Origin of the sequence: Enterococcus sp. AZ095a (genome assembly GCF_050546735.1) — a bacterium.
In the GTDB taxonomy this organism is placed as follows: domain Bacteria; phylum Bacillota; class Bacilli; order Lactobacillales; family Enterococcaceae; genus Enterococcus_D; species Enterococcus_D entomosocium.
In genome coordinates, this window is the sequence record NZ_CP172953.1 from 1,328,559 (window position 1) to 1,355,169 (window position 26,611).

Genomic DNA, 26,611 nt, shown 5'->3' on the forward strand with positions numbered 1-26,611 from the left:
ATAAGGAGTACACACAGTGAAATTTTTTTATAGTCCCCATTATCGTTCTTTGCAACCGATCCTGGCATCTTCTGAATTCCATGATTTGGTTCATGTGCTTTTAAGCTGTCAAGAACCGCCGACACTACGAGAGCTAAAAGCGAAGTTTCCAGAGGTGTCAATTGATAAAACCCTTGACCGTCTGATCGCATCAGCTTTGATCATCCGCCAAAATCGACGCTATTTTTTAGGTTTTCCTGTTTATACTGAAGAAGATCAAAAGCAGCTGCAAGAAAGTGACGGTTTTTATCAAGATGCCCTTGATTGGTCAACACAAGAAATCGCTGGTTTTCTCAAAAACTTTGCGACATTAAGTAGTGAAAATAAATACTTCTATGGTTGTTTGCAGGAGGTGGGGCAGGGGATTGTTTATTCCTTGACCCATGAAAGTTTTCAGATGATTTCATACGCAGAAGCGCCATGGCCACCAACGCTGCCGGCTTTTTTTGAAGCAAATCGCCAGCTGCAAAATCTATCGGTTTATGACGATCTAATGGATTTGATCGGCGATGTCGATCCGGTCTATTACTTAGATCAAGTAAGTGTCATCTTTGAACGTATCCGTAAAAACAAAAAAGTGCGTCCGAGTATTTTTCTAGAATCGCTTCAACAGTTGAAAATCGTTAGTTCCGAGCTAGATTTCTTGCTGGAAGAAATAAATTGTGATAATCTAAAAAACGGCCGTTATCCATCTGCTGAAAAGGATATTTTCTTGCAACGATCAGTGCTCGCTCACTTAGCGAAAAAAGCAGGTTCATACAACACGTTTTTTTTCAATGATAATTGAGATTTCTAATAATTATGTTATTTGTTTTAAATTTTCTGAATATTATAAAGCTGTTAGATGTTATTCTAATAGCTTTTTTTCTTGTTCACTAAAATGATAATTTGATGAATAAAAATTAAAATATAACGATCGTTTTGCTTGGAGATTTGATTTCTTGATGATATGATGATTTTAGAACGTTGAAAGGGGATATAAAAATGGAAGGATATAAAACGGTTGATTTTGAACAGTTGGAACGGAATAAAACGAAAGCAGAAATGATTACATTCGTATCAATGTCAGAGATAGAAGCGGCACGGCAAGCAATTACAAATGCGGGGATCGATGAAACGCGTTTTTCTGATGGAGATCTCATTCTCGCATTAAAGCAAAAGGAACGATTTGGGGCAAATACGATCGTTTCAGTGGTTATTGATTGGCTAGTGAATCAAAACTATTTAGTGAATCCCGCGAATGCCCTTCGTTATTTGGCGAAAAAAATGGCAGATGGTCCATTAACGAGTTATAAATTATTGAGTGAGGGAGAGTTTGACTGTGATGGCAATTATTACTTAATTGGTCACGCAGACAAGTCCTTGGCAGTAAATAAAGCCTATAAAGTTTACACCGATGGGCAAGTAAAAGAGCTTTGGCAAGCAAAATAATTGAAGGTGATTTCGGCTCTAGCGAAGAAGGGAAACGGCTGTAGAAGCAGTTGTTTTCGTAAAAGGATCGAAGATTGAAGGTTGTGAAGGACGCGTGAAACTAAACATTCGAATCAGCTTAGCTGGCAGTCATCTTTTGATTGGTGCATTCAGTTTGATCGGTGCATTGCTGACGCTTTATAAAGTACCAACTAGTTTTGGTACGATCCAAGTCATGTTAGGTGAAATTTATTATACCGATACGGTATTTGACCGATTTACTCAGCTTTTCTTATTGGGGATTATTAGTCTTTATACCGTAGTGACGAGTTTTTACGGGTTTCGATTCTGGTGTTTTTGCTCCGCCTCTTCTGCATTTGGGACACTGCTGGCATATGTTGAATTAACTGAGACATTTCCGGTGATGGTTGTTTTCATCCTGGTTTTGGCAAGTTTGTTTCAGTTAAGTGTAGTCACATACTTCATTTTCCAAAAGCTAAAAAGTAGAGCTGAAACAGGTTGAACAGATACGTTCAAGCTGTTTTTTTCTGTCCTGAATAATTCGTTCGTATCATAGGGTTATTAGGTTACTAGAATTTTATTTTATGCTATGCTAACAGTAGAGATCGTTTGGTTGCAAATGCTTCTCTATTAAAAAATGGGACAATGATCGATCGTTAAAGAATAAGCGATCAAGATGAGTCGAAGGAGGACTGATGAGAGAGTGGTTACCAAACAACAGGTACTGACTGCAGAAAAGGACTTTCTGAGCGGTGAAAATTTTTATGTCCAACATTTCTTAGGAGCCCATCAAGCGGATGATGGCTATGTGTTTCGTGTTTGGGCACCAAACGCTCAACAAGTTTGGCTGGTTGGTGATTTCAACCAATGGACAGACACTTTGCCAATGAATAAAAGGGCAGAATCTGGGGTCTGGGAGATTGAGACCAACCAAGTAAAAGAAGGACAGCTTTACAAATACAAAGTCAAACAAGCAAATGGACGAGAAGTATTGAAGATTGATCCTTTTGCTGTCCATTTCGAAGCTCGACCAGGAACTGCTGCCGTGTTGCATTCGATCCCACAAAAAAAATGGCGGGATGGACTATGGCAAGGCCGCAAAAAAAGACAGAAAACATTTAATCGACCTCTAAATATTTATGAAGTTCATGCCAGCTCGTGGAAGCATCACGAAGACGGCACCCCTTATCGCTTCTCTGAATTAAAAGATGAACTTATTCCTTATGTGAAAAAAATGGGTTATACCCATATTGAATTTATGCCTTTGATGGAACATCCATTAGGTACCTCGTGGGGCTATCAGCTGACAGGTTATTTTGCGCTCAGTTCCTATTATGGGACACCAGAAGAATTTCAAGACTTTGTAGAGGCATGCCATTTAGAAAATATTGGTGTCTTTGTTGATTGGGTACCAGGACATTTTTGTGTCAATGATGACAGCCTAGCTTATTATGACGGCACGCCGACATTTGAATACATGGATGAAAACCGTGCCAAAAATGTTCGCTGGGGTGCGATCAACTTTGATCTCGGCAAACCACAAGTCCAAAGCTTTCTGATCTCAAGTGCCTTGTTCTGGATCGAATTTTATCATATTGATGGTATTCGGGTAGATGCCGTTTCCAACATGATCTATCGCGATTATGATGAAGGTCCATGGGAACCAAATCACGAAGGGGGCAATCGCAACTTTGAAGGCTATTACTTTTTACAGAAGCTTAATTCTGTTATCAAGTTAGCCCATCCAGCAGTGGTCATGATTGCAGAAGAAAGTACGTCTGAAACCAAAATAACAGGAATGGTCGAAGAAGGCGCGTTAGGATTTGATTATAAATGGAATATGGGCTGGATGAACGATGTCCTGCGTTTTTATGAAATGGACCCGATTTTCCGTAAAGATCATTTAAATCTGCTTTCTTTCTCTTTCATGTATCGGATGCAAGAAAATTATATCTTGCCACTTTCTCATGATGAAGTCGTTCATGGTAAAAAAAGTTTGATGCATAAAATGTGGGGGGACCGCTACAAACAGTTTTCACAACTACGAAATCTCTATACGTACATGATGATGCATCCAGGGAAAAAACTGTTATTCATGGGTAGTGAATGGGGACAGTTTTTAGAATGGAAATATGATCATGGGCTTGAATGGGTCGATTTAAACGACACATTAAATGCAAAAATGCAGTTCTTCACCCAGACCTTGAATGAACTATACAAAGAAGAACGAGCCCTTTGGGAATTGGATGATCAAGAAGATTCATTGATGGTGATCGATGCAGACAACTTAGATGAAACGACATTGACTTTCTTACGACAAGGAAAAACGAAAAAAGATTTCTTGATTGTTGTTGTCAATCTGACACCAGTGGAGCGTCACGATTTTGCGATCGGCGTGCCATACGAAGGAACGTATCGAGAGATTTTAAACACTGAACGGGATGTATTTGGTGGAACTTGGGTGGCTAATAACCAAGACTGCCAGACCAGTAATGCCCCTTTTAAACAATACGACTATCAAATCAAAACAATTTTGCCTGCACTTGGGGCTTTGATTATCAAACCAGAAAAAATCAAAATGACTCGTAAAAAAGCAGTAAAGAAAGCATAAAAAAAGAGTAGAGGGGGAACGGTGAGTAGATCACCAAACAAAATGAAAACAGAAATGTTAGCAATGATCCTCGCAGGAGGACAAGGGACTCGATTAGGGAAATTAACAAAGAATATTGCTAAACCAGCGGTTCCATTTGGTGGCAGATATCGGATCATCGATTTCACGTTGAGTAATTGTGTCAATTCAGGAATCAAAAATGTGGGTGTTGTCACTCAGTACCAGCCATTAGCACTAAACAACCATATCGGAAATGGTGCAAGCTGGGGATTGGATGGAATTAGTACCGGTGTGACGATTTTACAGCCATATTCAAATTCAGAAGGCGAAAAATGGTTTGAGGGAACTGCCCATGCCATCTATCAAAACATCGCCTATATCGATGAGATGGACCCGCAATATGTCTTGATTTTGTCCGGCGACCATATCTACAAAATGGATTACGAAGAAATGCTGGAAAAACACAAAGAAAATGATGCTTCATTGACGGTTGCAGTTCTCGAAGTTCCGATGAAAGATGCTTCTCGTTTCGGGATCATGAATACTGATAAAAATGACCGCATCATCGAATTTGATGAAAAACCAGCCGAACCAAAAAGCAATCTTGCTTCGATGGGGATCTATATATTTGATTGGAGTCGTCTACGCAGTATGCTTTTGAGTAACTACACAAAAGACGGCGAAATGGTCGATTTTGGGAAACACGTGATTCCTTCTTATCTAGAAAGCGGCGACAACGTTTTTGCCTATCGCTTCTCTGGCTATTGGAAAGACGTAGGAACGATCGATTCATTGTGGGAAGCCAACATGGAATTTATTGATCCAGCCATGGAGTTGAATATCCGGGATAAAAGCTGGCAAGTGTTCTCCAAAAACCCAATCGCACCACCGCACTTTGTAACTGAAACCGGTGCTGCTAAAAATTCGCTTGTGATGGACGGCTGCTATGTTGCTGGAGAGATCGAGCACAGTATTTTATCAGAGAACGTGCAAGTGAAAGAAGGCTCGACTATCAAAGATAGCGTGATCATGCCTGGAGCGGTGATTGGTAGAAATGTCAAATTAAATCGTGTGATCGTTGGGGAAAATGCAGTGATTGGTGACGACGCAGAGATCGATGGAACAGACGAAATTGCCGTAGTCGGCTATTCTGAAATTTTAGGGGTGACGATTGATGAGAACTAATAAAATGTGTGCAATTTTAGGGAACCTACAGCGATACCAAGACTTGATGCCATTAACGGAGAATCGTCCGCTGTCGACCTTGTTGTTTGACTGCAAATATCGCTTGCTGGATTTCAATCTTTCAAGTATTGAAAATGCCAACATCAAACAAGTCTACATGATTTTCAATGAAGGAGAGACTCAGTCGGTCTTTGATCATATCGGTGGTGGAAAAGAGTGGAACTTGGACGGTGTTCAAAACCGGTTCTTTATCCACTTATTCCAAGACTCATTGAAAAAGCAAGCCGAAGGGCAAGAGTACTACTATAACGTCATTGACTATTTGGAAAAATCAAAATCAGATCACACTGTATTTATGGGCAGCAAAATCTTATGCAACATCGATTTGCGTGCTTTGCTGAAAATTCATCAACTACAAGGCAATGAAATGACTGTGGTGTATAAACGCATCGGCAGTGACAATGTTTCTGAAAGTGACTTGTTGTTTAATGTTGACAGTGAAGGACACTTAGAAGAAGCGATCCAAGCGAAAAAAGGGGAAGTTGGCTCCCTAGTCAACTTGTGTACGGATATTTTTATCATTCAAACGGATCGTCTGATCGCGGCTCTTAAAGAAGGGCAAAAAGTTGGCGCAACGGCAGATCTCGGTCAATTTTTACGAGAGATGATCTCTGTGGAGAACACTGGCCTATATGAGTACACTGGTTACTTAAGTAACATTTATGATATCTCTTCTTATTATCAAACAAATATGGACATGCTAGATGTGCATAAATTCACCTCATTGCTTTATTCGAATCAAAAAATCTATACCAAATTGAAGAATGAAGTACCAACCTATTACTCGGAAACGTCTGAGGTGAAAAATAGCCACTTTGCTTCTGGTTGCATCGTTGAAGGCTCTGTCGAGCAGTCACTGGTTGCTCGCCGTACGAAAATCCATCCTGAGGCAAAAGTCAAAGGCGCGATCATTTTCGGAAATAACGAAATCAAAGCAGGTGCCGAAGTCTCTTATGCGATCTTAGATAAAAATGTAACCATCGCAGAAGGTGTAAAAGTGCAGGGAACCAAAGAAACCCCGATTGTCATTAAGAAGAATTCTCATGTGACAGAAGATGTAATCGGAGGAGCAAGCGCATGAAGGTTTTGTTTACAGCAGCAGAGTGCGCTCCGTTTTTTAAAACAGGCGGGTTAGGGGATGTTGCAGGTGCATTGCCAAAAGAGTTGGTCAAAAAAGGCGTCGAGACAGTTGTCGTCTTACCTTATTTCACGAAAATGCCTGCCGAATACCAAGACCAAATGGAAGATTGTTTTTCCTTTGAAGTGGCGGTCGGCTGGCGCAAGCAATATTGTGGAATCAAAAAATTAGTTCTAGGCGCTGTGACTTATTATTTCATAGACAATCTTTACTATTTTGGTCGCGAACGGCTCTATGATTTTTATGATGATGGGGAACGCTTTGCTTTCTTCCAATTAGCCGTGATCGAAATGATGGAACGCATTGAATTTATTCCAGACATCGTACATGTCAATGATTACCATACGGCGATGATTCCGTTCTTGATCAAAGAAAAATATCATTGGATCCAAGCGTATCAAAACATACGCACCGTTTTGACGATCCATAACATTGGGTTTCAAGGGTGGTATAGTCGCGATATTTTACCGGATCTTTTTGGGATGGGTACGGAAAGATATGATGATGGAACCTTGCGTTTAAACGATTGCTTGAACTTTATGAAAGCAGGAATCTTGTATGCGGACCGCATCACGACCGTCAGTCCTTCCTATAGTGAAGAAATCAAAACAGCTGAGTTTGGTTGTGGTCTTGAAGTCATTTTACGCATGGAAAGTGGCAAGCTAAGCGGTATCTTGAATGGAATTGATTATGAAATGAATGATCCAGAAACCGATCCTCATTTGGACTATCCTTTCAGTGTCGAGGATTTATCAGGAAAAGCTAAAAACAAGCGAGCGCTACAAGAACAGTTTGGCTTGCCAACTCGTAAAGAGGTTCCGCTGATTTCCGTTGTTAGTCGTTTGACCACTCAAAAGGGGTTCCATTTAGTTCTTGAAGAAATGGAAAACCTCTTGCAGTTTGATGTTCAGTTCATCTTACTAGGGACTGGCGAACATGATTTTGAAGAAGGCTTTCGCTACTTTGCGCAGAAATATCCTGACAAATGTGCTGCCGCGATTTCTTTTGATATTGCACTGGCGCAAAAGTTATACGCAGCAGCGGATCTCTTCTTGATGCCTTCGGCTTTTGAACCATGTGGACTATCGCAGATGATCGCGATGCGTTATGGTACATTACCGATCGTTCATGAAATCGGTGGCTTGAAAGATACGGTGGATTCCTATAATCCGATCACGAAACAAGGAACCGGCTTTGGCTTCCAAGAGTTTTCACCTTTTTACTTGATGAATGCCTTAAAACAGGGGATTGAATTATATGAATCGGATCCGACAACATGGACGGCATTAGTCAAGCAAGCAATGCAAAAAGATTTTAGCTGGAATCAAAGCTCAGATCTTTATGTTGAGTTGTATAATAATATCAAAGTTTGATTGTTTTAAGACAGAAGAATCCTTGTCTGCAACAGAACGGCTAGTTGTATGACTAGCCATTCTGGCGGCAAGAATTCTTCTTTTTTATAAACGGTTAGCATAAAGGAGTGTAACCCTATGACAAAAGAACGATTGCGTGATCTGTTAGAAACCAACGTGCACGAACTGTTTGCGATAGAGATCGATGAAGCATCACCGCAGGAATTGTTTCAGGCGCTAGCCAATGTCGTGAAGCAAATGTATTCAGAAGACTGGCGTCAGACCAGAAAAAATCTCTTGTTGGAGGATCAGAAACAAGCGTATTATTTTTCAATCGAATTTTTACCCGGCAAAATGTTAAAGAGTAATCTGTTAAATATGCAGCTGTTGGAGCAAGCGGAAGCCGTTTTTGAAGAGTTAGGGGTTTCACTTGACGATGTTGCAGAGACGGAAAAAGACATGGCTTTAGGCAACGGGGGACTCGGTCGCTTAGCGTCTTGTTTTATGGATTCATTGGCTTCTTTAGGTTTGCCGGGAAATGGCAATGGGATCCGCTATCGCTACGGATTATTTAAACAAAAATTTATTGACGGTCATCAAGTAGAGTTGCCCGATGACTGGTTGCGTTCGGGGAATGTTTGGGAAGTCCGCAAAGAAAGCAAGGCGGTGCCTATTCGTTTCGGGGGCCATGTCTATCTCGTTACCGGAGAGGACGGGAAATTAGCCCCAGTTTATGAAGGTGGCTTTACCTGGCGGGCGGTTCCTTATGATACAGCAATGGTTGGCTACCAAAATCACCATCTCAATACCTTGCGTTTATGGAGTGTTGAGGTTCCTGCCGAAGATGAGGCGCACTACGCGACACTAGAATCGCGGCAAGCATTGGAAAATCTGACAGCGGTCTTGTATCCCGATGATTCCAATGAGACAGGCAAACGGACCCGGCTGATGCAAGAATACTTTTTTGTGTCTGCAGGGATCCAAAGTATCGTCCGTTATTATAAAAAATTGAATTTACCTTTGGCCATGATGAGTGAACGAGTAGCGATCCACATCAATGATACGCACCCAGCCCTTTGCGTCCCAGAACTGATGCGCATTTTAGTTGATGAAGAAGGTCTTGCTTGGGAACAAGCGTGGTCGATCACCGTGAAAGTCATGAGTTATACGAACCATACGATCATGGCGGAAGCCTTAGAAAAATGGCCCGTGCGCATGATTGAAGAAGTTTTGCCGAGAATGGATCAGATCATCAAAGAAATTGATCGCCGTTTTGTGGAAACGATGCAAGGGGTCCATCCGCAAGCCTTACTGGAACGGACGCGAATCATTATTGATGATCAAGTCCATATGGCACATCTCGCGATCATCGGCAGCCACAGTGTCAATGGCGTAGCCAAGCTCCATTCTGATTTACTAAAATCAGTGGTACTCCATGACTTTTATCTTATTTATCCTGCCCGTTTCAACAATAAGACCAACGGCATCGCGCAACGGCGTTGGCTTCAGCTAGCCAATCAACCGTTAGCCAAAGTATTGGATCAGTCCATCGGTACAAGCTGGCGCAATGATCCATTAGACCTGCAACTACTCAAAAACTATTATGAGGACGAAACTGTTCTCCAACAAATTGCCGACGCAAAAATGAGTAACAAGCGTGCACTGGCACAGTACATTCAAAAAGCAACGGGCATCACAGTAGATCCGACGGCAATATTTGATGTGCAGATCAAGCGTCTGCATGCATACAAACGACAATTACTAAATCTTATGCATATTCTAAAGCTCTACTTTGAGGTCAAAGACGATCCAACTGCTGCGTTTCATCCAAGAGTCTTTCTCTTTGGTGCCAAAGCCGCACCAAGTTATCACTACGCAAAATCGATCATTAAAGTCATCAATGAAGTGGCGAATCTGATCAATCATGATGAAACCATCAATGATAAAATCAAGGTTGTTTTTTTAGAAAATTACAACGTTTCTTTAGCAGAAAAAATTATCCCAGCAGCGGATGTCAGTGAACAAATATCATTGGCCTCCAAAGAAGCTTCAGGGACAAGTAATATGAAGTTGATGCTAAATGGGGCAGTAACGATCGCCACTTTAGATGGTGCCAATATTGAGATTCGAGATGCAATCGGTGATGAAAACATCGCGATCTTTGGGCTAACCGAAGAAGAAGTGTATCAGTATTACGCCCAGCGTAATTATTCTGCCTATGCATATTATGAGTCAGATCCACTACTACAACGTGTAGTCAATGCCTTTATTGACGGGACAATCCCCAATATCCAAGTAGAAGGCCGCGAGATTTTTGATTCACTTTTGAAATACAATGATGAGTACTTTTTATTAAGAGATTTCCACGCCTATTGTGATGCACAGCATCGGGTGGATATTGCTTATCAAGATACTCATCGCTGGCAAAAAATCAGTTTAATGAATATTGCGAATGCTGGGAAGTTTTCGGCGGATGAAACGGTGCGAAATTATGCAGCAGATATTTGGCAGATCGATCCATTATTTGCCCATATCAAAGAACCAAATGCGGCAAGCTTGACGGAGTCAGTGCCTCCAAGGGGAGACAATTGAAGCGACTTCGGTTGAAATGGCGCAGTCTTTCGTGAAATTCTCTTTTATTTGTGGTATGATGAAAAAAATGCATGTAAGAGGATGAGTACAGTGGCAAATTATTTAGATGTGAAACGAAAACACTTCCGTTTTCCTGCTTATGATGATACAGACGGTGTGAAGCTTCAATCCGAGCATCGCCCCGCATTCAGTAAAGCAGATGATTGGATTTTAACCGAAATCAAAGATCCCGTGAGTCATTCTCACAAGGAAGAAAATCAATCTTTGCAGCGTAAAGTGCATTCCAGCCAACGCGATCGAGGGCACAATGTTCGTCAAAAAGAAGAGCTTGCCAATCACCGTGCCAACTTGCCTCAGTACGGAAAACGTCCGGTGAAAGAGCAGATGCCGACAGGAAAAACCAATTTTTTTGGCAAAGAAGCGAACCATTCTTCTTATCAAGTGACTAGTAAGAAGGAAAAAGCTGAGGTTCCTGTTTCTTCAAAAAAAGAATATTCGGGACGCTCTTACTTCGTGCCTAAATATATTCCTGCATCAATTATTCCTGATGAGCAAAAACCTGAAATTACGCCGAACGATTTGATGGATGCAATGGCAAAAAAACAAGAAAGTTATTTGTTATTTGACACTGAACCAGCAGCTTATCAAGTCAAAGAAGAAAGCGATCCAACCGTCAAAAAATTCAATCGCCACCCCTCTGTTGGGATGACACGCAGCGAGTTTCGAGCCAACAATAAAAAAAATGGTGAGAAAAAACGGTCCGTTTTAGATCGATCATTAAAAGGAATGATTGAAGACGATCAACAAGAAGAATCTTCAAATGGCTATTTTCGTTCTAAATAGTAGAGACAGTTACTCTTAATAGAAGTAGTCCTTTGAGCATAACGATGAATGATTTCAGCTAGATGGCGAACATCTAGCTGTTTTTTTTGTGTGCTGAAACTGCCGATTTCACAAAATACTTAGTCGAATTACATTTTTCACCGACTGAGGAATATTCTGATTTTACTAAGCAATAGCGTGGGCTATAGAATAAAGTGAAACGATCAAAACCATCGTTATTTATAATGTTTGTTATTTTAATTGGCGATTTCTTTTGTCATTTAAAATCGATGGCAGGATTGTGGTTTTCTGATCAGCCGTAATTGAAAAAAGGAAGCAAGCGTCCTGATGGTTATAGCTGCTCTTTGGGAAGGACTGATCCATGATCGATTTCAAGGGAAAGATACGCTGAAAGGTGGGGCATCAACAAATGAACAAGAAAAAGAGAAAGGTATATTTCACCATCATTATTGGCTTACTTGGAGGACTCTACTTTTTTTCAACCATGAGTGTGTTTTCTTCAAACATTTTCTTTGCTGCACAGCTGGAGGAAGAAACGGTTGCGAGTGACCCATTCGAACCGATACGAGAGAAAGAGGCTGAGGGAAAAGTTGCCATTTATTTTGATGAATCAACGAAAGCCGGGACTGTAGGAGACATGTTACTAGTTGCGTTTCATACGGGCCGTCCCATTAGTGAAATAGCGATCCGGTTGCCGCAATCTGCGGTTTTTGTTGAAGAGGAGTTGCCAAAGGGAGTCAAAATTACGTCCACCACTGAAGAGAATGGTTGGAAACTAACGACTGATATCCCTAGAAGTGATTTTTTGGTTCCATTGGTAGTTGATACAGCAGGGGCGTTTCCATTTGAAGTAGCAGAATCAATGATAATACTTGAAATAAAGGAAGCACGGGAGACAAACCCTACGGATACACAAGAGGATGCGCTAACCGATTCGAGTGACTCCACTGATCAATTCGATCAAGAGGACAAAGAGGATCAATTACCAAAAGAGAAGGAAATAGAAAGCCAGATTCCTGACGAATCAGAGTCAGATCCTGGTAATCTGTATCTGTTAGGCGACGACGTAAAAAAGAGAGGGGTTGCTAACTGGGTCGAATTTATGGCTGCAATGGTCGATCCGACGGTCAATTATATTTATTTGACAGCCAGTTTTCAAACGAACGATAATCCTCGTTTAGGCATTACGGGAATTGACGGCTGGAGCAGCAGCGCCAATCCTAATGGCGGATTAGCCTATGTTTATATCAATGCCTCGAGAGTTTCAAGAACGTTAATCATCGATGGTCTCGACACCTTTCAGATGGATCTTAGAGCCGTAGCGATCTGTTTCCGCGATTCGAGTGTCAATCCTGATTCCCCATGGGACATTACCTTGCAAAATTTGGAACTCTACCATGGAAACTTTTGGGGGGCAATTGAATATCATGATTTGAACATGTCAAATCAGCAGCGTTCAATCATTCGGTACCACAATCTCAACCATACTGGCAATCAGTTGTTTTACGGTTTGCACTCTCGAGCCAGCTTTTCTGGACATTCGGTTTCACACCAAACGCCTAGATATACATCAGACTTCAATGCTTCTTGGATGATTCACTCGAACACCCAAGCGAATTTTGAAATCAACCAAATAGAGCTTCGTGAGGGAGCAAACGTCGAAATGTCGACGATCAGCTCAGGAAATCTTGATTTTTATAATACGAACGCGCGTCTCATACTAGGGAATAATGCCCGACTATCATTAAATGCCAACGGTTCAGCTGGCGAAGCAGGCGGTGCCAATATTCGCTTTGTCGCTGGCAATGGACGCATTGAGTTAGGAAAAGGTGCGGAATTGGCATTAAATACACAAAACAACAGTCCGGCAGTCATCACATCAGGCACGCCCCATGATATTCGCTTAATGGAAAAAAGTCGCTTGTCGGTTGCTGCTGCAAACCGAACGTTGTACAGTCATATTTTCTGGTTAAGTGCCAATACGCATGTCACCTTGGAAGACAGCAGCACCTTAGAGGTTGAAGCAACAAATCAAAATACAACCGCAAATATCTTCCACTTCTCTGGCACGACTGGCAATCTCAACGTGGGCAAAGATGCTACCTTAGATATTCGTTCGGACAGCCCACAAGCTGTCCAACGGCTACTTTTCTTTACCGGTGCCAACAATCCCGCAAGATTGACGATCGACGATGCCAAGCGTGTCAATTTGCAAAGAACCCGCGCCATAACGACCACCACAAATGGTCTAATTGAAGGGGGAGGAATCACTGCAAAGAATCAGGCGATTCGCCAGTGGCGGCATGGAAATACAGGAGAGACAGTTGATTTTCAGTGGCAACCGATTCTGTCCATGACTGCGGCGATTTCAGGAACCAATACCAATGTGACCAGTGTATCTTCGCTAAATGAGGAAACAAGTCGAGGGTTTGCCGCGCAGTTTGCTTCTCGTTCACAACGTCTATTATTTGAGAGAATCCCAGACATCACGGTGACCATCGATCCTTTGACAGAAGATAGAACCTTACCTAATGCCTATACGATTTCGGGAACCGCCAATCCTGGTAGCTACCTTCGATTCCAAAGAGAGGGACTGATGCCAGAACCGACGCTTGAAACGACAGTCGATAGTGCTGGCAATAGCACGTATTTTCACACCCAAGCGGATGAAAACGGGCATTATTTACTTGATCTATCTGATTTAGAACCTTTCCAGTATTTTACTCAAGGTGAGGTGGTCACCGCTCAGGCATTTCTTGATGGCAAATGGGCAGAAGCATCAACCACTGTGGAACCCATTGGTGACGTAGACCCAAAAGATCCCCTTGATCCTGATCAACCGATTCTACCTGAAAATCCACCCTTGATACCAGAAAATCGCGGGTTTATCAGTATAGACTTTGTTTCACAATTCGATTTTGGTACAGTACCGATTCGCTCGTCGACAAGCCGCTATCCGGCGCGTCCGCAACGAATTTCTTTAGTGGATGATCATGAATCAACCGAACGACCAAACTACATTCAGGTTTCCGATCGTCGATTTCTCCCAAATGGCTGGACCTTGAGTGCCCGATTATCAGAGGAAGGGTTCGTTAGCACGGAAGCGTTTAAGCACCACTTAAAAGGAGCGAGTGTGCATTTGACGAATATTGAAATGGTTACCTCTAGAGAAAATCGCTCTGAAGCACCAGACTACTTTGATGCAATCGAGCTGGGACCGCAGAACCAAGTGATTGCACGTGCCAATGAAAAGCAAGGGGCGGGAACTTGGATTCAACGCTATGGAAACGAGGATACCATGCAAAAAAGTGTCGAGCTGGAAATCCCTATTGGCGCGAGGCCACAAGCAACAAGTTATCAAGGAACCATCCATTGGGAGCTGAGTTTCGTACCTGGTGCTGACGAATAACCCCTTGGAAAACAAGTAAGCATGTTCTGCAATCGTGAATATGATCGAACACTGTAAGAGTTGCTCAGACAAAAAGAAGTCCAGTTGCCATTGGACTTCTTTTTTGTCTGAAACAGACGAGCGGTGGTTTAAACTGCTTTTCCCACTTTGGTGGATATGCTTTTCGATCAATAGAAGAGAGTGAAACCACAGGCAATGGACCAATGAGCAAAATCATGACATGTTAGTGATCAATGAAATCACTTAAGCACTATATCTTCCCCAGTATAAATTTTATTTAGCTATTTTAGTAATTAAATCCTGCTCAAATATTTTAATTTTCTCTTGCCTTTTGATATGCTAAGAACAAGGGGGAATCAAAGATGGAAGTTGATCTACAAATGCTGGCGATGATTTTCTTTATCAATCTCGCCTATGTTACATTGAACACACTGCGATTTTTATTGACAATGAAAGGGTATCGCGTGATTGCCCCATTAGTGAGTATGATCGAAATCACGATCTATATTTTAGGCTTATCTATGGTATTGGATCGTTTGGATAACCCGCTGAATCTCTTATTCTATGCATTAGGTTATGCTGCAGGAGTCAGTATTGGTATCAAAATCGAAGATAAGCTGGCTCTGGGCTATACAATGGTCACAGTGATCCTACCTAGTAATACGGATGAGGAAAAAAGTTTGCCTAAGATCTTACGACAAGAAGGCTACGGAGTTACACAAAGTTATGGAGAAGGCTTAGAAGGGCCACGACTGATTTTAGAGATTCTTTCCCAAAGAAAAAGTGAGAAAAAGCTCTATCAAACCATCAAAGCGGTGGAAGAACGAGCGTTTATCATCAGCTATGAACCCAAGTATATCTCAGGTGGATTTTGGACCAAAAAAATCAGTCGCCGAGAAGCAAAGTTGAAAAAACAAGCACCTGTTGATTGAAGAAACTCAGTCAGCCGTGATTCATTTGAGAAGAATAGCAGAGTAAAAGACAGGGAATTTATTGATGAGAGGAAGCGTAAGGTGTGGAAAAGAAAGCAAATGGTATGATGGCGGTCATCGCTGCCCTGATCTCAAATATTTTGGTGGCTATTAGTAAGTTTGTCGGTTATGCACTAAGTGGCAGTGCAGCCATGTTGAATGAAAGCATTCATAGTGTCGTGGATTGTAGCAACCAAATCTTTTTATTGATCGGGGATAAACGGGCAACAAAGGGCCAAAGTGAACTGCATCAGTTTGGAGAAGGTCGGGCGAAATATTTTTTTAGCACGATCGTTGCGATGATGCTCTTCTTTGGTGGGGGCGCACTCGGTGTGATGGAAGCGGTAGAAAAGCTGCTGCATCCTGCCCATGAAGTTGGTAACGCTTGGTTGGTGATCGCTATTTTGATTTTCGGGATGATCGTTGAAGGAAGTTCGTTGTGGATCGCGATCAAGGAGATCCGCGAACTGAATGTGGAACGTCAACCAATCTATCGTTTTTTGAAAGAAAGTCGGCATAGTGAGATTCTGATCATTTTCACAGAAGACTTTTGTGCAATGATCGGCCTAATGATCGCACTATTTGGTACGATTTTAACCATGATTACGGGTAACGCATTTTTTGATGCCTTCAGTGGTTTATTGATTGGTCTTTTATTGATGGTAGCAGCCATTTTCTTAGCCCGCGAATTTTACAGTCTACTGATTGGCGAAAGTGTCACAAAACGGGATCTAGCAGTGATCAAAAGAGCATTTGAACGGCCAGATGTTGATCGCTTGATTGATGTTAAAACGGTGCATTTAGGACCATCAGAAATTTTGATTGCGGCAAAAGTTGATATTGCCTCGAAACAAGAAGAGGTCGGCTATGAGATCATTAATGAGATTGAAGCCAAGATTCGACACCAGATGGCAGATAAAAAAGTCTATATTTATATTGAGACAGATGAGTATGACCCTCACTATATGGAGAAACGCCGTAAACTTGTGCGACCTTCCCACTGATTTAGCTAGAATAAAGCAGCTTTTTTTGATACAATAGACAAGGATTATCACATAGTGAAGGAGATTTCAAAATTATGATCAATGCAAGTGACTTAAGAGCTGGAATGACATTCGTTCAAGACGGCAAACTTATCAAAGTATTAGATGCTAGCCATCACAAACCAGGTAAGGGAAATACGGTTATGCGTATGAAATTACGGGACGTTCGGACTGGTTCGACTTATGATACAACCTTCCGTCCAGAAGAAAAATTTGAAAAAGCGCATATCGATACGAAAGCTGTACAATACCTATATACAATGGACGATACCGCATTCTTTATGGATCTGGAAACCTATGAACAATATGAAATTCCAGTTGAAGTGGTTGAAGAAGAAATGAAATTTATTCTTGAAAACATGGAAGTAAAAATCCAATTCTTCGGCAGCGAAGTAATCGGCGTTCAACTACCATCAAGCGTAATCTTAAAGGTTGTTGAAACACAGCCGTCGATCAAAGGGGCGACTGTGACTGGTTCAGGCAAGCCAGCAACGATGGAAACGGGCTTAGTTGTCAATGTTCCTGACTTTGTTGAAGAAGGCGAAATGCTAGAAATCAATACAGCTGAAGGTACCTACTTAAAACGTGCGAAATAAGAAAAAAACCGCGACTTGTTCGCGGTTTTTTCTTTTGCTCTGGAGGAGGGATCAAAAGTGAATCATTTCCCGTCTGCCAATGATTTTTGTAAGGGATAAATACTATAGGGTTTACTGATAAAGTAGGCGACGGAGCAGACGATCACAAACAAGGGCAGATTTTCAAAGCCAAAGACTTCCCCACCGATAAAGATCGGTGCAAATAAAGTGCTAGTAGCACTGCCAAAGACACTGGCATAGCCTAGGGCTGCCACCAGTTCGATAGGCAGTCCGAAGAGCGGTGCCAGCACGACGCCCAAAGAGGCGCCGATCGCAAACAAAGGGGTGACTTCTCCGCCCAAAAAACCAATACTGATAGTCAGTACAGTTAACACCATCTTAAGCAGCCAGTCATAAGAATAGATTGGTTGATTCGTGAAACTAGCGCTGATCAAATTCGTTCCTAAACCTGAATAACGACCATGATACAAAAGGACAAAAAGTAAGACTAGCACGAGTGAACCGATGCCAATGCGCCAGAGAGGATGAGGAAAGCGTCGTTTCATGATCCGTTTCATCGTTTCTAATAATCCCGCAAAGCTGCCACCAACAATACCAAATAGTAAGCCAATCAAAAGTAATTTCAGAAAAACAGCCAAAGTCAAATCGGGGGACGGTGACAAAGCAAAACTAAATTTTTCTAATCCTAACAATTGAGAAGTCGTACTAGCGGTGAAAGCAGCCAGCAAAGTTGGTAAGAGTGCATGATGACTGAATTTACCGATGACAAGTACCTCCAGTGCGAAGAACGTCGCAGCGATCGGGGTTTCAAATAAACCAGCAAATCCCGCAGCCATCCCAATCATGATCAGGGTGCTGGCGTACTTTTCTAGTCGCAGCCATTTTCCTAAGCGATTGGCGATGGTGGCACCTAACTGAACCGCAACCCCTTCTCTGCCAGCGCTTCCTCCAAATAAATGCGTCAGCCAGGTTCCCACCATTACAAAAGGAATCAAGCGCAACGGAATGTCTTTTTCTTCTTCATGTCCGACTAAAAACACTAAATTCATTCCCTGAGGACTTCGGTCACCGTACTTTTGGAACAGGTAAGTAAAACAAATGCCGATAATGGGTAAAAAGAGAATCAAGGGCAAAAAATGACTATCACGAAAGGCGCTTAAGGAAAGTAGGATCTTCCCAAAGAAGGTGTCGACGGCTCCAGCGAATACGCCAATAACCAGACTGACCACACCTAAAGCAGTCAGTTCCCAATTAGTTGTTTTTTGTTTCATCTTTTCTATCACGATCCTTTAAAAAGAATATAGGAACAATGCTCCTGCAAATACGACGACCTAGTGAAAATAAAAAAATGACTGCTACACACTAAAAAAAGTGGTAGAAGTCATTAGCAAAATTGCGGTTTCAGTAAGAACTGAGGGAGACATTCATTCCCGATTAGCATTAATATTATCTGATAAAACCCTCCTTTTGTCAATGGATGTTTGTTGTGAAAAGCAATTCATCTAACACTTATCTTTTCTACATAGTTATGGTAAAATTAATCTCATAAGAACTTATATGGGAATTGAGCGCCTTGAGGATAATTGGCATGAAAAGGGATGAAAGGACGATCCTTCTACTGTTTGACCAAGGGTAAGACAGTGAGTAGTGAGGAATCGAAGAGGAATAAAAAATGGTTGCATTTATGACGAGCGAAAAATGGCTGCAAAGTGAGCGTTTTTATTATGTGATCCTACCAATTCTCATGGTAGTTGGTCTGATTGCGTTATTAGGGTTCCTGATGGTTCTGCTTTATCGAGAAAACCGCAACCCAAAAGTGACGCTATTGCTTGGCGGCATAGTCGTTACGTGTCTATTAGGTTTTTTTATTGGGGATCAAGTGTATGGTGAATTCAAAACGTATAATGCGCTGATCACACCGAATATCCGAGATCGCGAAAAGATGTTTCTAGGCTATAAATATTACGAATCTGATACTACAGCAATTTATCAGCGCATCCAAAGCAATGAAGCGATTGAAACTTTAGGAATCTATCAAGCAATACCGGTGGAACGGGAGATTGAATTTCTTGGTTCTGCTCATAACTCCGTATATTTTAAAATGGGCGCCCAGGTTTACTATGCTCGCTATCAACCGACTTTTGTGGATGAGGAAACAACTGCTAAACTGCAGGGGGTTCAATACCATTTGACTGATCCTTCCTTTGAAACAATTGGTTTCTATTCCGAAACCAACAACTATTTAACGGCAATCACGATTCCAAAGTCCCAAGAAACCCTCGAATATCAATCCGTTGATTCTGTGATCCCGAAAGAATTTGGGAAAAGTCAAACCCAATGGGCGTTACCGAATAGGAATGAATAACGATAAAAAACTACCTAAGTCACGAAAGAAAGCTCCCTCAAGAAGGAAACTTCCGTGCGCAGGTAGTTTTTTGCATGCTTGGTCAGAGAACATTGCTTTTCCTATGACTGATCAGGTAGTCCTCTTTCTTTTTGCGAGGCAATTTTTTGAAGGCGGCTTCTGCTTGAGTGGCTTTACTACGAGTGGAAAAGCTTTCCGCATGGATCATTTGCAAGGGTCTGCGACTAGCGGGACGGGTATATTTTGCCCCGATCCCTTTGTTATGCTCTAATAAGCGGCGACTCAAATCGGTAGTATAGCCGCCGTAAAAGGATTGGTCGTTGCAACGTAAGACATAAAAGTAATGGTTGTCAGCAGCCATAGAGCATCGCCTTCACTTCTGGACTATAAGAGCCCGTTTCATCATAGGTAATGAGAGGAGAATCAATTTTAAACCCTTCCGCCTTACCATCCTTGATTCCTTCAATCAATAAAATATTGGCCTCTTTGCCTACTTTCGGATAGACGAAGCGGACTCGTTTTGGCGCGATTCGATGGGTGCGCATATGGTCCAAAATATCGAGAAAGCGATCCGGGCGATGAACCATCGCAAACCTTCCATTCATTTTTAACGCTTTACTGGCGGTTTGGATCACTTCATCTAAATTTGTGGTGATCTCGTGCCGGGCGATCGCTAAATAGGGATTCGGGTTTTTGATCGCCGTCGGTATATTTTTAAAATAAGGCGGATTGCAGACCAAAAGATCGACGGAATCAGGTTTGATTTTTTGAAAGAGATTCTTCAAATCCATAGGATAGACCGTCAGCTGTTCTTGCAAGTCATTTAATTCGATACTGCGCTGCGCCATATCCGCTAAGCGTTCCTGCAATTCGACCTGATAAATATGAGCAGTCGTTTTTCTGCTGATAAATAAACCGACTGCGCCATTCCCTGCACAAAGGTCAACGATCACACCTCTTTTTGGTACTCTAGCGTAATTGGCTAATAAGACAGCATCTAATGAAAAAGAAAAAACTTCGGAACTCTGAATAATCTTGATGTCATCGGCATACAATTGGTCAATGCGTTCGTTCGGTTGCAACATGAAGCATACTCCTGTTCTAAATTCATTTCAATGTATTATACTACGATTAAGAATAATGGGAAACGCTAAAAAAGGCTTGTCATTTAAACCGTTTTTTTGCATACTTGAATAGGAGAGAAATAGAAAGGAAAATGAGTATGTTTTTTCGCTTTATGCGCGGTGTGGTTCGCGTAGTATTATTTTTGATCAACGGCAATGCTCGTTATCAAAACAAAGAGGTTTTACCTAAAAATGAAAACTATATTTTAGTGGCTCCTCACCGAACCTGGTGGGATCCATTGTACCTAGCAGTGGCTGCTCGGCCAAAGAAATTCAGTTTTATGGCGAAAGAAGAGCTGTTCAAAAACCCGATTTTACGGTTCATTTTGATTCATGCCAATGCTTTTCCAGTCAAACGGGACAAACCAGGACCGAGCGCGGTAAAGACGCCAGTCAAAATCTTGAAGGAAACCGATCTTAGCTTGATCATGTTCCCAAGTGGTACGAGACATGCAACGGCCTTAAAAGGTGGCATGGCGTTGATCGCGAAAATGGCCAAAGTCAAGATCGTTCCCTCTGTTTATCAAGGACCGCTGACATTAAAGGATTTATTTAAACGCAAGCGAGTGACTGTCCGTTTTGGGGAGCCAATCGATATCAGTGACATCAAAAAGATGGACAAAGAGGGCTTGGCGGAAGTGGAACGGCGCATCCAAGGTGCATTTGACACACTGGATCAAGCGATCGATCCGTCATTTGTTTATCAAATCGATGAGTCCAAAAGAGAAGATTAATACCTAAGAAAAGCCGTTGATCCTTTTGTGATCAGCGGCTTTTTTCTAATGATTTAATCCAACAATTCGAAAGCAAATTTGGTCCATGGTTTCAAATATTCCAACAAAGGCAACTCCTCTTTTGGGATAGCACCGACTTTGTTTTTTCGGGCGTCTTGGTGAGGGGTCAAAACGATCTGCAATTCGTTTTTGTACTGACCAAAGGTATCATTACCGATAACGATGTCCCCATAAGCAAACGGTTCTTGGTTTGTATGAGGGAGGTTTTCGATGGGACGGTATTTCACCCGTGATTGTGTGGAACGAGCGACTAACGCATTACTGTCACCGCGACGAAAATGATTGGTTTCAGCTAATATCCTCCGTTCGATTTCGCTGGCTTCTGCTTCTACGGAAACGCCAAAGGTCAGTTTGTAGCGATCGATCGCCGCCAGAGCTTTCAGTTCTGCATCCGACGCATAGGCATTGCCAATAATCACCGTATCGATCAACCCAGAAGCAAAAAGCAGCTTTCCTTGCAACGCCAAAGGTAAATCGCGACAAGATTCTAAGGTTGGCAGGCCATCATTGACTTCCCAAGGGCCAATTTTGGCTGATTGACTAGTGATGAAGGCGGCTGTTTTCAACCCATATTTTTTAAAACGTTGACTGCAGTTGCGGAAAAAAGCCTCCGTTAATCCTGTGCCTCGTTGGGGGTAAAAATTGTGGCAGCCATATAAAAAAGGTTCATTGGCTTGATAAGAAAGGATATTTTCTAAATAGTTCACATCATTACTCATGTTTAATTCAATCGCCAAGCCGAATGGATTGAAGGTCAGTTGGGCTTCTTTGCTGCCATCAAACCCTTGATCCAAGCGGATACCGTCCGCACCTAATTCTGCAAAGAAGCTTAGATCGTCATAAGAGATCGCCAGATCACTAAAAACAGCTGGGGAAATATCTAAAATCGTTTCAAACCCAAGGTTCTTGGCAAACCCGATAATCGAAGAGAATTTTTTTCTGACGGTCTCTTTGCCTTCACTGACTTCTAGCATACTCATAAATAAGCGAGAGTAACCAAGGGCAGCAGCTTTTTTTAAATAGTCTTGATCCAGTAAAGGATCGCTATGGTCGGGGTAAATCGAAAGGCCAATTTCTCGTTTCAATGGTTTTCCCTCTTTCTAAAAAAATCGTACGAAGCACCTCTTAGTATCGAAAAATGCTGCTGTGGAGCGCTTCTTCCGATTGTCTTGATGGGTGCTTCGTCCGACCTTTATCAACAAATTATTGTGTGACTGGTTGATTTTCTTTTTCCAATTCGTTTTTGTCATAGATTTTTACGAATGGGTAATAGATCAGAATCGATAAAAGAATCAAAAGAACATTCAGCACGATCGCACGCCAATCGCCGCCAGTCGCTAAGAAAGCACCAATTGGTCCAGGCAATGTCCAAGGGGCATTGACCGTGACGGCATTGACTAAACCTGCTGAGGTGGCGACCCATGCAATGACACCATTGATTAAAGGCGCAATGATGAATGGTGGGATCAAGATTGGATTCAAGACGATCGGTGTACCGAATATCAGTGGTTCGTTGATGTTGAAAATAGCTGGAATCAAGGCTGTTTTTCCTAGTTTTGAACCGAATTCCGATTTGGTGCGAAACGCTAACAAGATAGCCAAACCAATCGTTGAACCAGCCCCACCGATCCAGATGAACCATTGATAAAATGGTTCGGCTGCAATATTGGGAATCATATCTCCCGATGCAAGCGCTGTTGTATTTCCTTCTAACAACTGTAACCATAATGGACGAGCCAGTGAACCAACGATAGAAGCACCATGGATCCCGAATGACCAGAAGAAGGTCGTCAAGAAGGTGATCAAAAGCACACTTGGCAAGGTATCTGCGGCACTGACTAAAGGATCGACCACTTTTGCCACGATCGTGTGCCAGTCAAAACCGATATAGTAAGTGATCGCGCCCATTCCTAAAATGATCACTAAAGTGGGAGTCAAGGCTTCAAAAGAGCGAGCGACTGCAGGTGGGACTTGTTCTGGCATCGTGATTTTGAATTTCGATTTGTCCGTTAACCGATAGATTTCAACGGCAAGAATCGAGGTGATGATCGCCACAAACATACCAGCACTCCCTAAATTGGCCATTGGCAAGACAAAACCGACCGTTCCGGCAGCATCCAACGCTTCTGCTGGGATATTGACCGGGGTGAAGGTCAGTAAGAAGGCGGTCGTAGCTAAGATCCCGCCTGAAAGACCATCAAGCTTATAAGAGCGAGAAAGACTGTATCCGATCCCGAATGCAGCATACAAGCTCATAATGTACATCGTCATTCGATAAGGCAATAAGATGGTTGTGGCATTGCTAGACAAGAATTGATAGATGCCCCAACTTTGAGGTAGCGGTGGAAAGGCTAAAATCATAAAGAACGAACTGACGATAATCAATGGCAATGTTGAAACGATCCCGTCACGAACCGCTCGCAAATGACGCTGGCTGCCAAGTTTTTCCATCGGTCCTGCCAGATGGCGTTCGATGAACTGAGTGAATTTATCTAACATGGTTTATCCTCCTAAGATGTTTTACATTATTGTTTCCCATGGATTCGGAATGATTTTTCCTAAAATCACGCCTTGGGCTGCCCCGGTTGCTGCAGGGGCATTGTTGACACGGCTGTGAAGGGTTTCATTTCCTAAGATGGCGAAAGCCACCGCTTCTTTGGCATCGTTCGAACCGCCAATGTCATCTTGTGTTACAACGGCTACTGTTTCGGGTAAATAGCCTTCGATCATCTCAATCAGCAGATGGTTATGGGCGCCACCACCTGAAAGAATCACTTCAATATCATTTGTTCCCAACTGAGGGAAAATGAACCGTTGGTAACTGTCAGCAATGGAAAATGCGGTGAAATCGGTTAAAGTCCTCACCAAGTCTTCCGATGCTACTTGGGGATATTCGGTCATTAGCTGCTGCACAAAATGTTTGCCAAATTGTTCACGTCCAGTGCTTTTCGGCGGTTGCTGGGACAAATAAAAATGAGTTCTTAATTCCTTTTGCAAGGTGGGTATAATTGCTCCCGCTCGGGCTGTTTCACCAAACGCATCATAAGGCTGACCGAATAGCTGAACCATTAGTTCATCGATGACCATGTTTCCTGGACCTGTATCAAAAGCATATAATTCGCTTAAGCCACCATTTTTAGGCAGAACCGTAACGTTGCCGATGCCGCCAATATTTTGCAATAAACGATTTTTATCGTTTGATTGATAGAGCAGATAGTCCGTATAAGGTACAAGGGGCGCTCCTTGCCCGCCAGCAGCCATATCCATCACTCGGAAATCGGCGACGACTTTCGTTTGTAAGCCATAAGCAATAATCGAAGGTTCGCCAATTTGCAAGGTGCTGTTTTTCGCTGGATCAGCATCGGGGGAGTGCCAGATCGTTTGTCCGTGGCTGGCAACAAAATCAATGCTTTTTTCTTCAATACCGGCTTTTTGGCAGAGGATTTGACACGCTTTCAAAAATTGATACCCTAATTCAGTATTTAATTGGCAGATGAGGGGAACATTTGATTCCACCGGATCACAAGCAGTTTTTATTCGTTCCTTCAATTCTTCATCAATGGGCAGTGTGAGCATTTCCATCAGCTGGACGTCAGTTTCGATACCGCAGCCGTTGATTTTTACTAAAGCAGCGTCGATTCCATCCAAACTGGTTCCTGACATGAGTCCTATTGCAAGCATATCGTTTCTCCTTTCTTTTAGAATAGTGATGAAAGCGATTGTTGAATTCGATTTCACACTCATTGTAAATGAAGTGTAATTATATTTCAATATATAAATTTATAATTGAAAAAACATTTCAACATAATGATGTTAGGTGTTCGCTATTTTTATCAAAAATGGGTGGTAAATGAAATTTCGCTGGAAGAGAGATGTCTAACGATCAGGGAAAGTGGTATAATGATTGGAAGGATATTTTTTAAGAAGGTGAAGAAATGCGCTTTATACATACAGCTGATTGGCACATCGGAAAAAAACTACATGGCTATGATCTGCTGGAAGACCAACGAGCAATCATTGATCAAATCATAGCGCTAGCAAGAGCAGAAAAGGTCGATGCCATCGTCATTGCGGGGGACCTTTATGATCGTTCGGTTCCTGCTGTTGATGCAGTCAAATTACTAAATGAAAAAATCGCTGAAATCAATTTAACGAATGAACTGCCATTATTGGCTATCTCAGGAAATCATGATAGTCCAACTCGTTTAGAAACCGGCAGTCAGTGGTTTCAACAAACACGCTTTTACCTGTCCACCAGCATCGAACAAAGTTTGCACCCGGTTGAGTTTGACGATACACAATTCTTTTTACTACCGTATTTCGAACCCATCGAGGCCCGCTTGTTTTTTGATGAACCATTAATGAAGATTTCTGATAGTGTCCAAAGAGTCATTGAGGAGATGACCAAGAACTTTGACTCGTCCAAAAAGCAAGTGCTAGTGACCCATTTTTTTGTGGCGGGTTCTAGCCAAACAGATTCAGAAACAAAAATTCAAGTTGGCGGATTGGACAGCGTACCGACCACCGCTTTTGCGCCTTTTGATCGGGTTGTTTTAGGCCATTTACATGCCAATACGGCTCTCAAACACCCAAAGATCGGGTACAGCGGCTCACCACTGAAATTTTCCCTTTCTGAACGGACGAACCAAAAAGGGATCTATCTTATTGATACTGTAAAAGATACCAATGAATTTATTCCACTGACACCAAAAAGGGATATCCAGCAGCTGACGGCGTCCTTTGAGGAGTTGATCGATCCGGTTTTTTACCGTGATCTGGATCGTGAGGCGTTTTGGCATTTTCTGCTGACGGATCGTGCTGTGATTCCAAATATGATGAATCAGTTGCGAAAAATCTATCCATTTATTTTGTCTGTCGAACGGTTGAATGGACGAGAACAGACGAAAAAAAGACAGCTAACGACACGAGAAACCGACCCGCAGACCTTGATCAGTCATTTTTTTCAAGAAATGACGGGAGATTCATTGCTCGATTCACAAACCAAATGGATCGAACAAGGATTAAATGAAGCATTTGTCGTGGAAAAGAGGGAATAGT

Annotated in this window: 22 protein-coding genes and 1 riboswitch; of the genes, 16 read left to right on the plus strand and 6 right to left on the minus strand. The window is 42.2% G+C overall.

The genetic code is table 11. From position 1 onward, the window contains the following. Positions 1-16 precede the first annotated feature (16 nt). From IGJ26_RS06195 to efp, 13 genes are all read left to right on the plus strand, one after another. Positions 17-826 (plus strand): DUF1803 domain-containing protein, encoded by an 810-nt coding sequence (locus IGJ26_RS06195; protein WP_194199448.1) that lies wholly within the window; start codon positions 17-19, stop codon positions 824-826. 197 nt (positions 827-1,023) lie between these two features. Beyond that, positions 1,024-1,470, plus strand: a complete 447-nt coding sequence (locus IGJ26_RS06200; RefSeq protein WP_005236794.1) for a hypothetical protein — start codon at positions 1,024-1,026, stop codon at positions 1,468-1,470. 94 nt (positions 1,471-1,564) lie between these two features. Further along, entirely contained in the window at positions 1,565-1,972 is a 408-nt protein-coding gene (locus tag IGJ26_RS06205; RefSeq protein WP_005236791.1) for a hypothetical protein, read from the plus strand. 174 nt (positions 1,973-2,146) lie between these two features. Next, positions 2,147-4,081 carry a 1,4-alpha-glucan branching protein GlgB gene (gene glgB / locus IGJ26_RS06210; protein WP_016613231.1) on the plus strand — a complete coding sequence of 645 codons (1,935 nt, stop codon included), beginning with the start codon at positions 2,147-2,149 and terminating at the stop codon, positions 4,079-4,081. A gap of 42 nt (positions 4,082-4,123) precedes the next feature. Next, positions 4,124-5,266 (plus strand): glucose-1-phosphate adenylyltransferase, encoded by a 1,143-nt coding sequence (locus tag IGJ26_RS06215; protein WP_016613232.1) that lies wholly within the window; start codon positions 4,124-4,126, stop codon positions 5,264-5,266. Then, the gene (gene glgD, locus IGJ26_RS06220) at positions 5,256-6,407 is read left to right on the plus strand and encodes a glucose-1-phosphate adenylyltransferase subunit GlgD (protein ID WP_016613233.1); all 1,152 of its coding nucleotides are present in this window, start codon (positions 5,256-5,258) and stop codon (positions 6,405-6,407) included. Before IGJ26_RS06215 ends, glgD begins: the two co-directional genes overlap by 11 nt. Then, positions 6,404-7,837 carry a glycogen synthase GlgA gene (gene glgA, locus IGJ26_RS06225; RefSeq protein ID WP_016613234.1) on the plus strand — a complete coding sequence of 478 codons (1,434 nt, stop codon included), beginning with the start codon at positions 6,404-6,406 and terminating at the stop codon, positions 7,835-7,837. Before glgD ends, glgA begins: the two co-directional genes overlap by 4 nt. Before the next feature lie 117 nt (positions 7,838-7,954). Continuing rightward, positions 7,955-10,408, plus strand: coding sequence for a glycogen/starch/alpha-glucan phosphorylase (locus IGJ26_RS06230; RefSeq protein ID WP_016613235.1), 2,454 nt, complete (start codon positions 7,955-7,957; stop codon positions 10,406-10,408). Between the two features lie 81 nt (positions 10,409-10,489). Beyond that, positions 10,490-11,251 carry a hypothetical protein gene (locus IGJ26_RS06235; RefSeq protein ID WP_016613236.1) on the plus strand — a complete coding sequence of 254 codons (762 nt, stop codon included), beginning with the start codon at positions 10,490-10,492 and terminating at the stop codon, positions 11,249-11,251. Between the two features lie 409 nt (positions 11,252-11,660). After that, on the plus strand, positions 11,661-14,660 hold the full coding sequence (locus IGJ26_RS06240) for a WxL domain-containing protein (RefSeq protein ID WP_194199449.1): 3,000 nt from the start codon (positions 11,661-11,663) through the stop codon (positions 14,658-14,660). A gap of 362 nt (positions 14,661-15,022) precedes the next feature. Beyond that, positions 15,023-15,592 (plus strand): DUF2179 domain-containing protein, encoded by a 570-nt coding sequence (locus IGJ26_RS06245; protein ID WP_005236782.1) that lies wholly within the window; start codon positions 15,023-15,025, stop codon positions 15,590-15,592. 104 nt (positions 15,593-15,696) lie between these two features. After that, positions 15,697-16,635, plus strand: a complete 939-nt coding sequence (locus IGJ26_RS06250; RefSeq protein WP_228085175.1) for a cation diffusion facilitator family transporter — start codon at positions 15,697-15,699, stop codon at positions 16,633-16,635. 74 nt (positions 16,636-16,709) lie between these two features. Further along, on the plus strand, positions 16,710-17,270 hold the full coding sequence (gene efp, locus IGJ26_RS06255; protein ID WP_005229668.1) for an elongation factor P: 561 nt from the start codon (positions 16,710-16,712) through the stop codon (positions 17,268-17,270). Between the two features lie 62 nt (positions 17,271-17,332). On the opposite strand, the gene IGJ26_RS06260 is transcribed toward efp, so the two are convergent. Next, positions 17,333-18,541, minus strand: coding sequence for a chloride channel protein (locus IGJ26_RS06260; protein WP_194199451.1), 1,209 nt, complete (start codon positions 18,539-18,541; stop codon positions 17,333-17,335). A gap of 97 nt (positions 18,542-18,638) precedes the next feature. Further along, positions 18,639-18,711: riboswitch (Fluoride riboswitch) on the minus strand. Positions 18,712-18,942: 231 nt separating this feature from the next. Here IGJ26_RS06260 and IGJ26_RS06265 point away from each other — a divergent pair. Then, the gene (locus IGJ26_RS06265; RefSeq protein WP_008379712.1) at positions 18,943-19,635 is read left to right on the plus strand and encodes a hypothetical protein; all 693 of its coding nucleotides are present in this window, start codon (positions 18,943-18,945) and stop codon (positions 19,633-19,635) included. 82 nt (positions 19,636-19,717) lie between these two features. On the opposite strand, the gene IGJ26_RS06270 is transcribed toward IGJ26_RS06265, so the two are convergent. Together IGJ26_RS06270 and IGJ26_RS06275 are read right to left on the minus strand one after the other, a co-directional pair. Continuing rightward, positions 19,718-19,996, minus strand: a complete 279-nt coding sequence (locus IGJ26_RS06270) for a GIY-YIG nuclease family protein (protein WP_005236776.1) — start codon at positions 19,994-19,996, stop codon at positions 19,718-19,720. Further along, positions 19,986-20,720 carry a tRNA1(Val) (adenine(37)-N6)-methyltransferase gene (locus tag IGJ26_RS06275; protein WP_005236774.1) on the minus strand — a complete coding sequence of 245 codons (735 nt, stop codon included), beginning with the start codon at positions 20,718-20,720 and terminating at the stop codon, positions 19,986-19,988. Before IGJ26_RS06275 ends, IGJ26_RS06270 begins: the two co-directional genes overlap by 11 nt. A 137-nt stretch (positions 20,721-20,857) precedes the next feature. On the opposite strand from IGJ26_RS06275, the gene IGJ26_RS06280 reads away from it, so the two are divergent. Next, positions 20,858-21,493 carry a lysophospholipid acyltransferase family protein gene (locus tag IGJ26_RS06280; RefSeq protein WP_005229679.1) on the plus strand — a complete coding sequence of 212 codons (636 nt, stop codon included), beginning with the start codon at positions 20,858-20,860 and terminating at the stop codon, positions 21,491-21,493. Between the two features lie 53 nt (positions 21,494-21,546). Here IGJ26_RS06280 and IGJ26_RS06285 read toward each other — a convergent pair whose 3' ends face one another. The 3 genes from IGJ26_RS06285 to anmK form a co-directional block, all read right to left on the minus strand. Beyond that, on the minus strand, positions 21,547-22,638 hold the full coding sequence (locus IGJ26_RS06285; protein WP_005236769.1) for a DUF871 domain-containing protein: 1,092 nt from the start codon (positions 22,636-22,638) through the stop codon (positions 21,547-21,549). A gap of 118 nt (positions 22,639-22,756) precedes the next feature. Then, positions 22,757-24,052 (minus strand): PTS sugar transporter subunit IIC, encoded by a 1,296-nt coding sequence (locus IGJ26_RS06290; protein WP_008379718.1) that lies wholly within the window; start codon positions 24,050-24,052, stop codon positions 22,757-22,759. A 21-nt stretch (positions 24,053-24,073) separates the two neighbouring features. Further along, positions 24,074-25,234 carry an anhydro-N-acetylmuramic acid kinase AnmK gene (gene anmK / locus IGJ26_RS06295; RefSeq protein ID WP_194199452.1) on the minus strand — a complete coding sequence of 387 codons (1,161 nt, stop codon included), beginning with the start codon at positions 25,232-25,234 and terminating at the stop codon, positions 24,074-24,076. 254 nt (positions 25,235-25,488) lie between these two features. Here anmK and IGJ26_RS06300 point away from each other — a divergent pair, with 254 nt between their 5' ends. Beyond that, positions 25,489-26,610 carry an exonuclease SbcCD subunit D gene (locus IGJ26_RS06300; RefSeq protein ID WP_005236763.1) on the plus strand — a complete coding sequence of 374 codons (1,122 nt, stop codon included), beginning with the start codon at positions 25,489-25,491 and terminating at the stop codon, positions 26,608-26,610. The last annotated feature ends 1 nt before the right edge of the window (position 26,611 follow it).

What these genes read in the sequence shown, in the direction of transcription:
- IGJ26_RS06200 (WP_005236794.1), top strand. Translation starts at nt 1,024, where the DNA reads ATGGAAGGATATAAAACGGTTGATTTTGAACAGTTGGAACGGAATAAA.
- glgB (WP_016613231.1), top strand. Translation starts at nt 2,147, where the DNA reads ATGAGTCGAAGGAGGACTGATGAGAGAGTGGTTACCAAACAACAGGTA.
- IGJ26_RS06215 (WP_016613232.1), top strand. Translation starts at nt 4,124, where the DNA reads ATGAAAACAGAAATGTTAGCAATGATCCTCGCAGGAGGACAAGGGACT.
- glgD (WP_016613233.1), top strand. Translation starts at nt 5,256, where the DNA reads ATGAGAACTAATAAAATGTGTGCAATTTTAGGGAACCTACAGCGATAC.
- glgA (WP_016613234.1), top strand. Translation starts at nt 6,404, where the DNA reads ATGAAGGTTTTGTTTACAGCAGCAGAGTGCGCTCCGTTTTTTAAAACA.
- IGJ26_RS06230 (WP_016613235.1), top strand. Translation starts at nt 7,955, where the DNA reads ATGACAAAAGAACGATTGCGTGATCTGTTAGAAACCAACGTGCACGAA.
- IGJ26_RS06235 (WP_016613236.1), top strand. Translation starts at nt 10,490, where the DNA reads ATGAGTACAGTGGCAAATTATTTAGATGTGAAACGAAAACACTTCCGT.
- IGJ26_RS06240 (WP_194199449.1), top strand. Translation starts at nt 11,661, where the DNA reads ATGAACAAGAAAAAGAGAAAGGTATATTTCACCATCATTATTGGCTTA.
- IGJ26_RS06245 (WP_005236782.1), top strand. Translation starts at nt 15,023, where the DNA reads ATGGAAGTTGATCTACAAATGCTGGCGATGATTTTCTTTATCAATCTC.
- IGJ26_RS06250 (WP_228085175.1), top strand. Translation starts at nt 15,697, where the DNA reads ATGATGGCGGTCATCGCTGCCCTGATCTCAAATATTTTGGTGGCTATT.
- efp (WP_005229668.1), top strand. Translation starts at nt 16,710, where the DNA reads ATGATCAATGCAAGTGACTTAAGAGCTGGAATGACATTCGTTCAAGAC.
- IGJ26_RS06260 (WP_194199451.1), bottom strand. Translation starts at nt 18,541, where the DNA reads ATGAAACAAAAAACAACTAATTGGGAACTGACTGCTTTAGGTGTGGTC.
- IGJ26_RS06265 (WP_008379712.1), top strand. Translation starts at nt 18,943, where the DNA reads ATGGTTGCATTTATGACGAGCGAAAAATGGCTGCAAAGTGAGCGTTTT.
- IGJ26_RS06270 (WP_005236776.1), bottom strand. Translation starts at nt 19,996, where the DNA reads ATGGCTGCTGACAACCATTACTTTTATGTCTTACGTTGCAACGACCAA.
- IGJ26_RS06275 (WP_005236774.1), bottom strand. Translation starts at nt 20,720, where the DNA reads ATGTTGCAACCGAACGAACGCATTGACCAATTGTATGCCGATGACATC.
- IGJ26_RS06280 (WP_005229679.1), top strand. Translation starts at nt 20,858, where the DNA reads ATGTTTTTTCGCTTTATGCGCGGTGTGGTTCGCGTAGTATTATTTTTG.
- IGJ26_RS06290 (WP_008379718.1), bottom strand. Translation starts at nt 24,052, where the DNA reads ATGTTAGATAAATTCACTCAGTTCATCGAACGCCATCTGGCAGGACCG.
- anmK (WP_194199452.1), bottom strand. Translation starts at nt 25,234, where the DNA reads ATGCTTGCAATAGGACTCATGTCAGGAACCAGTTTGGATGGAATCGAC.
- IGJ26_RS06300 (WP_005236763.1), top strand. Translation starts at nt 25,489, where the DNA reads ATGCGCTTTATACATACAGCTGATTGGCACATCGGAAAAAAACTACAT.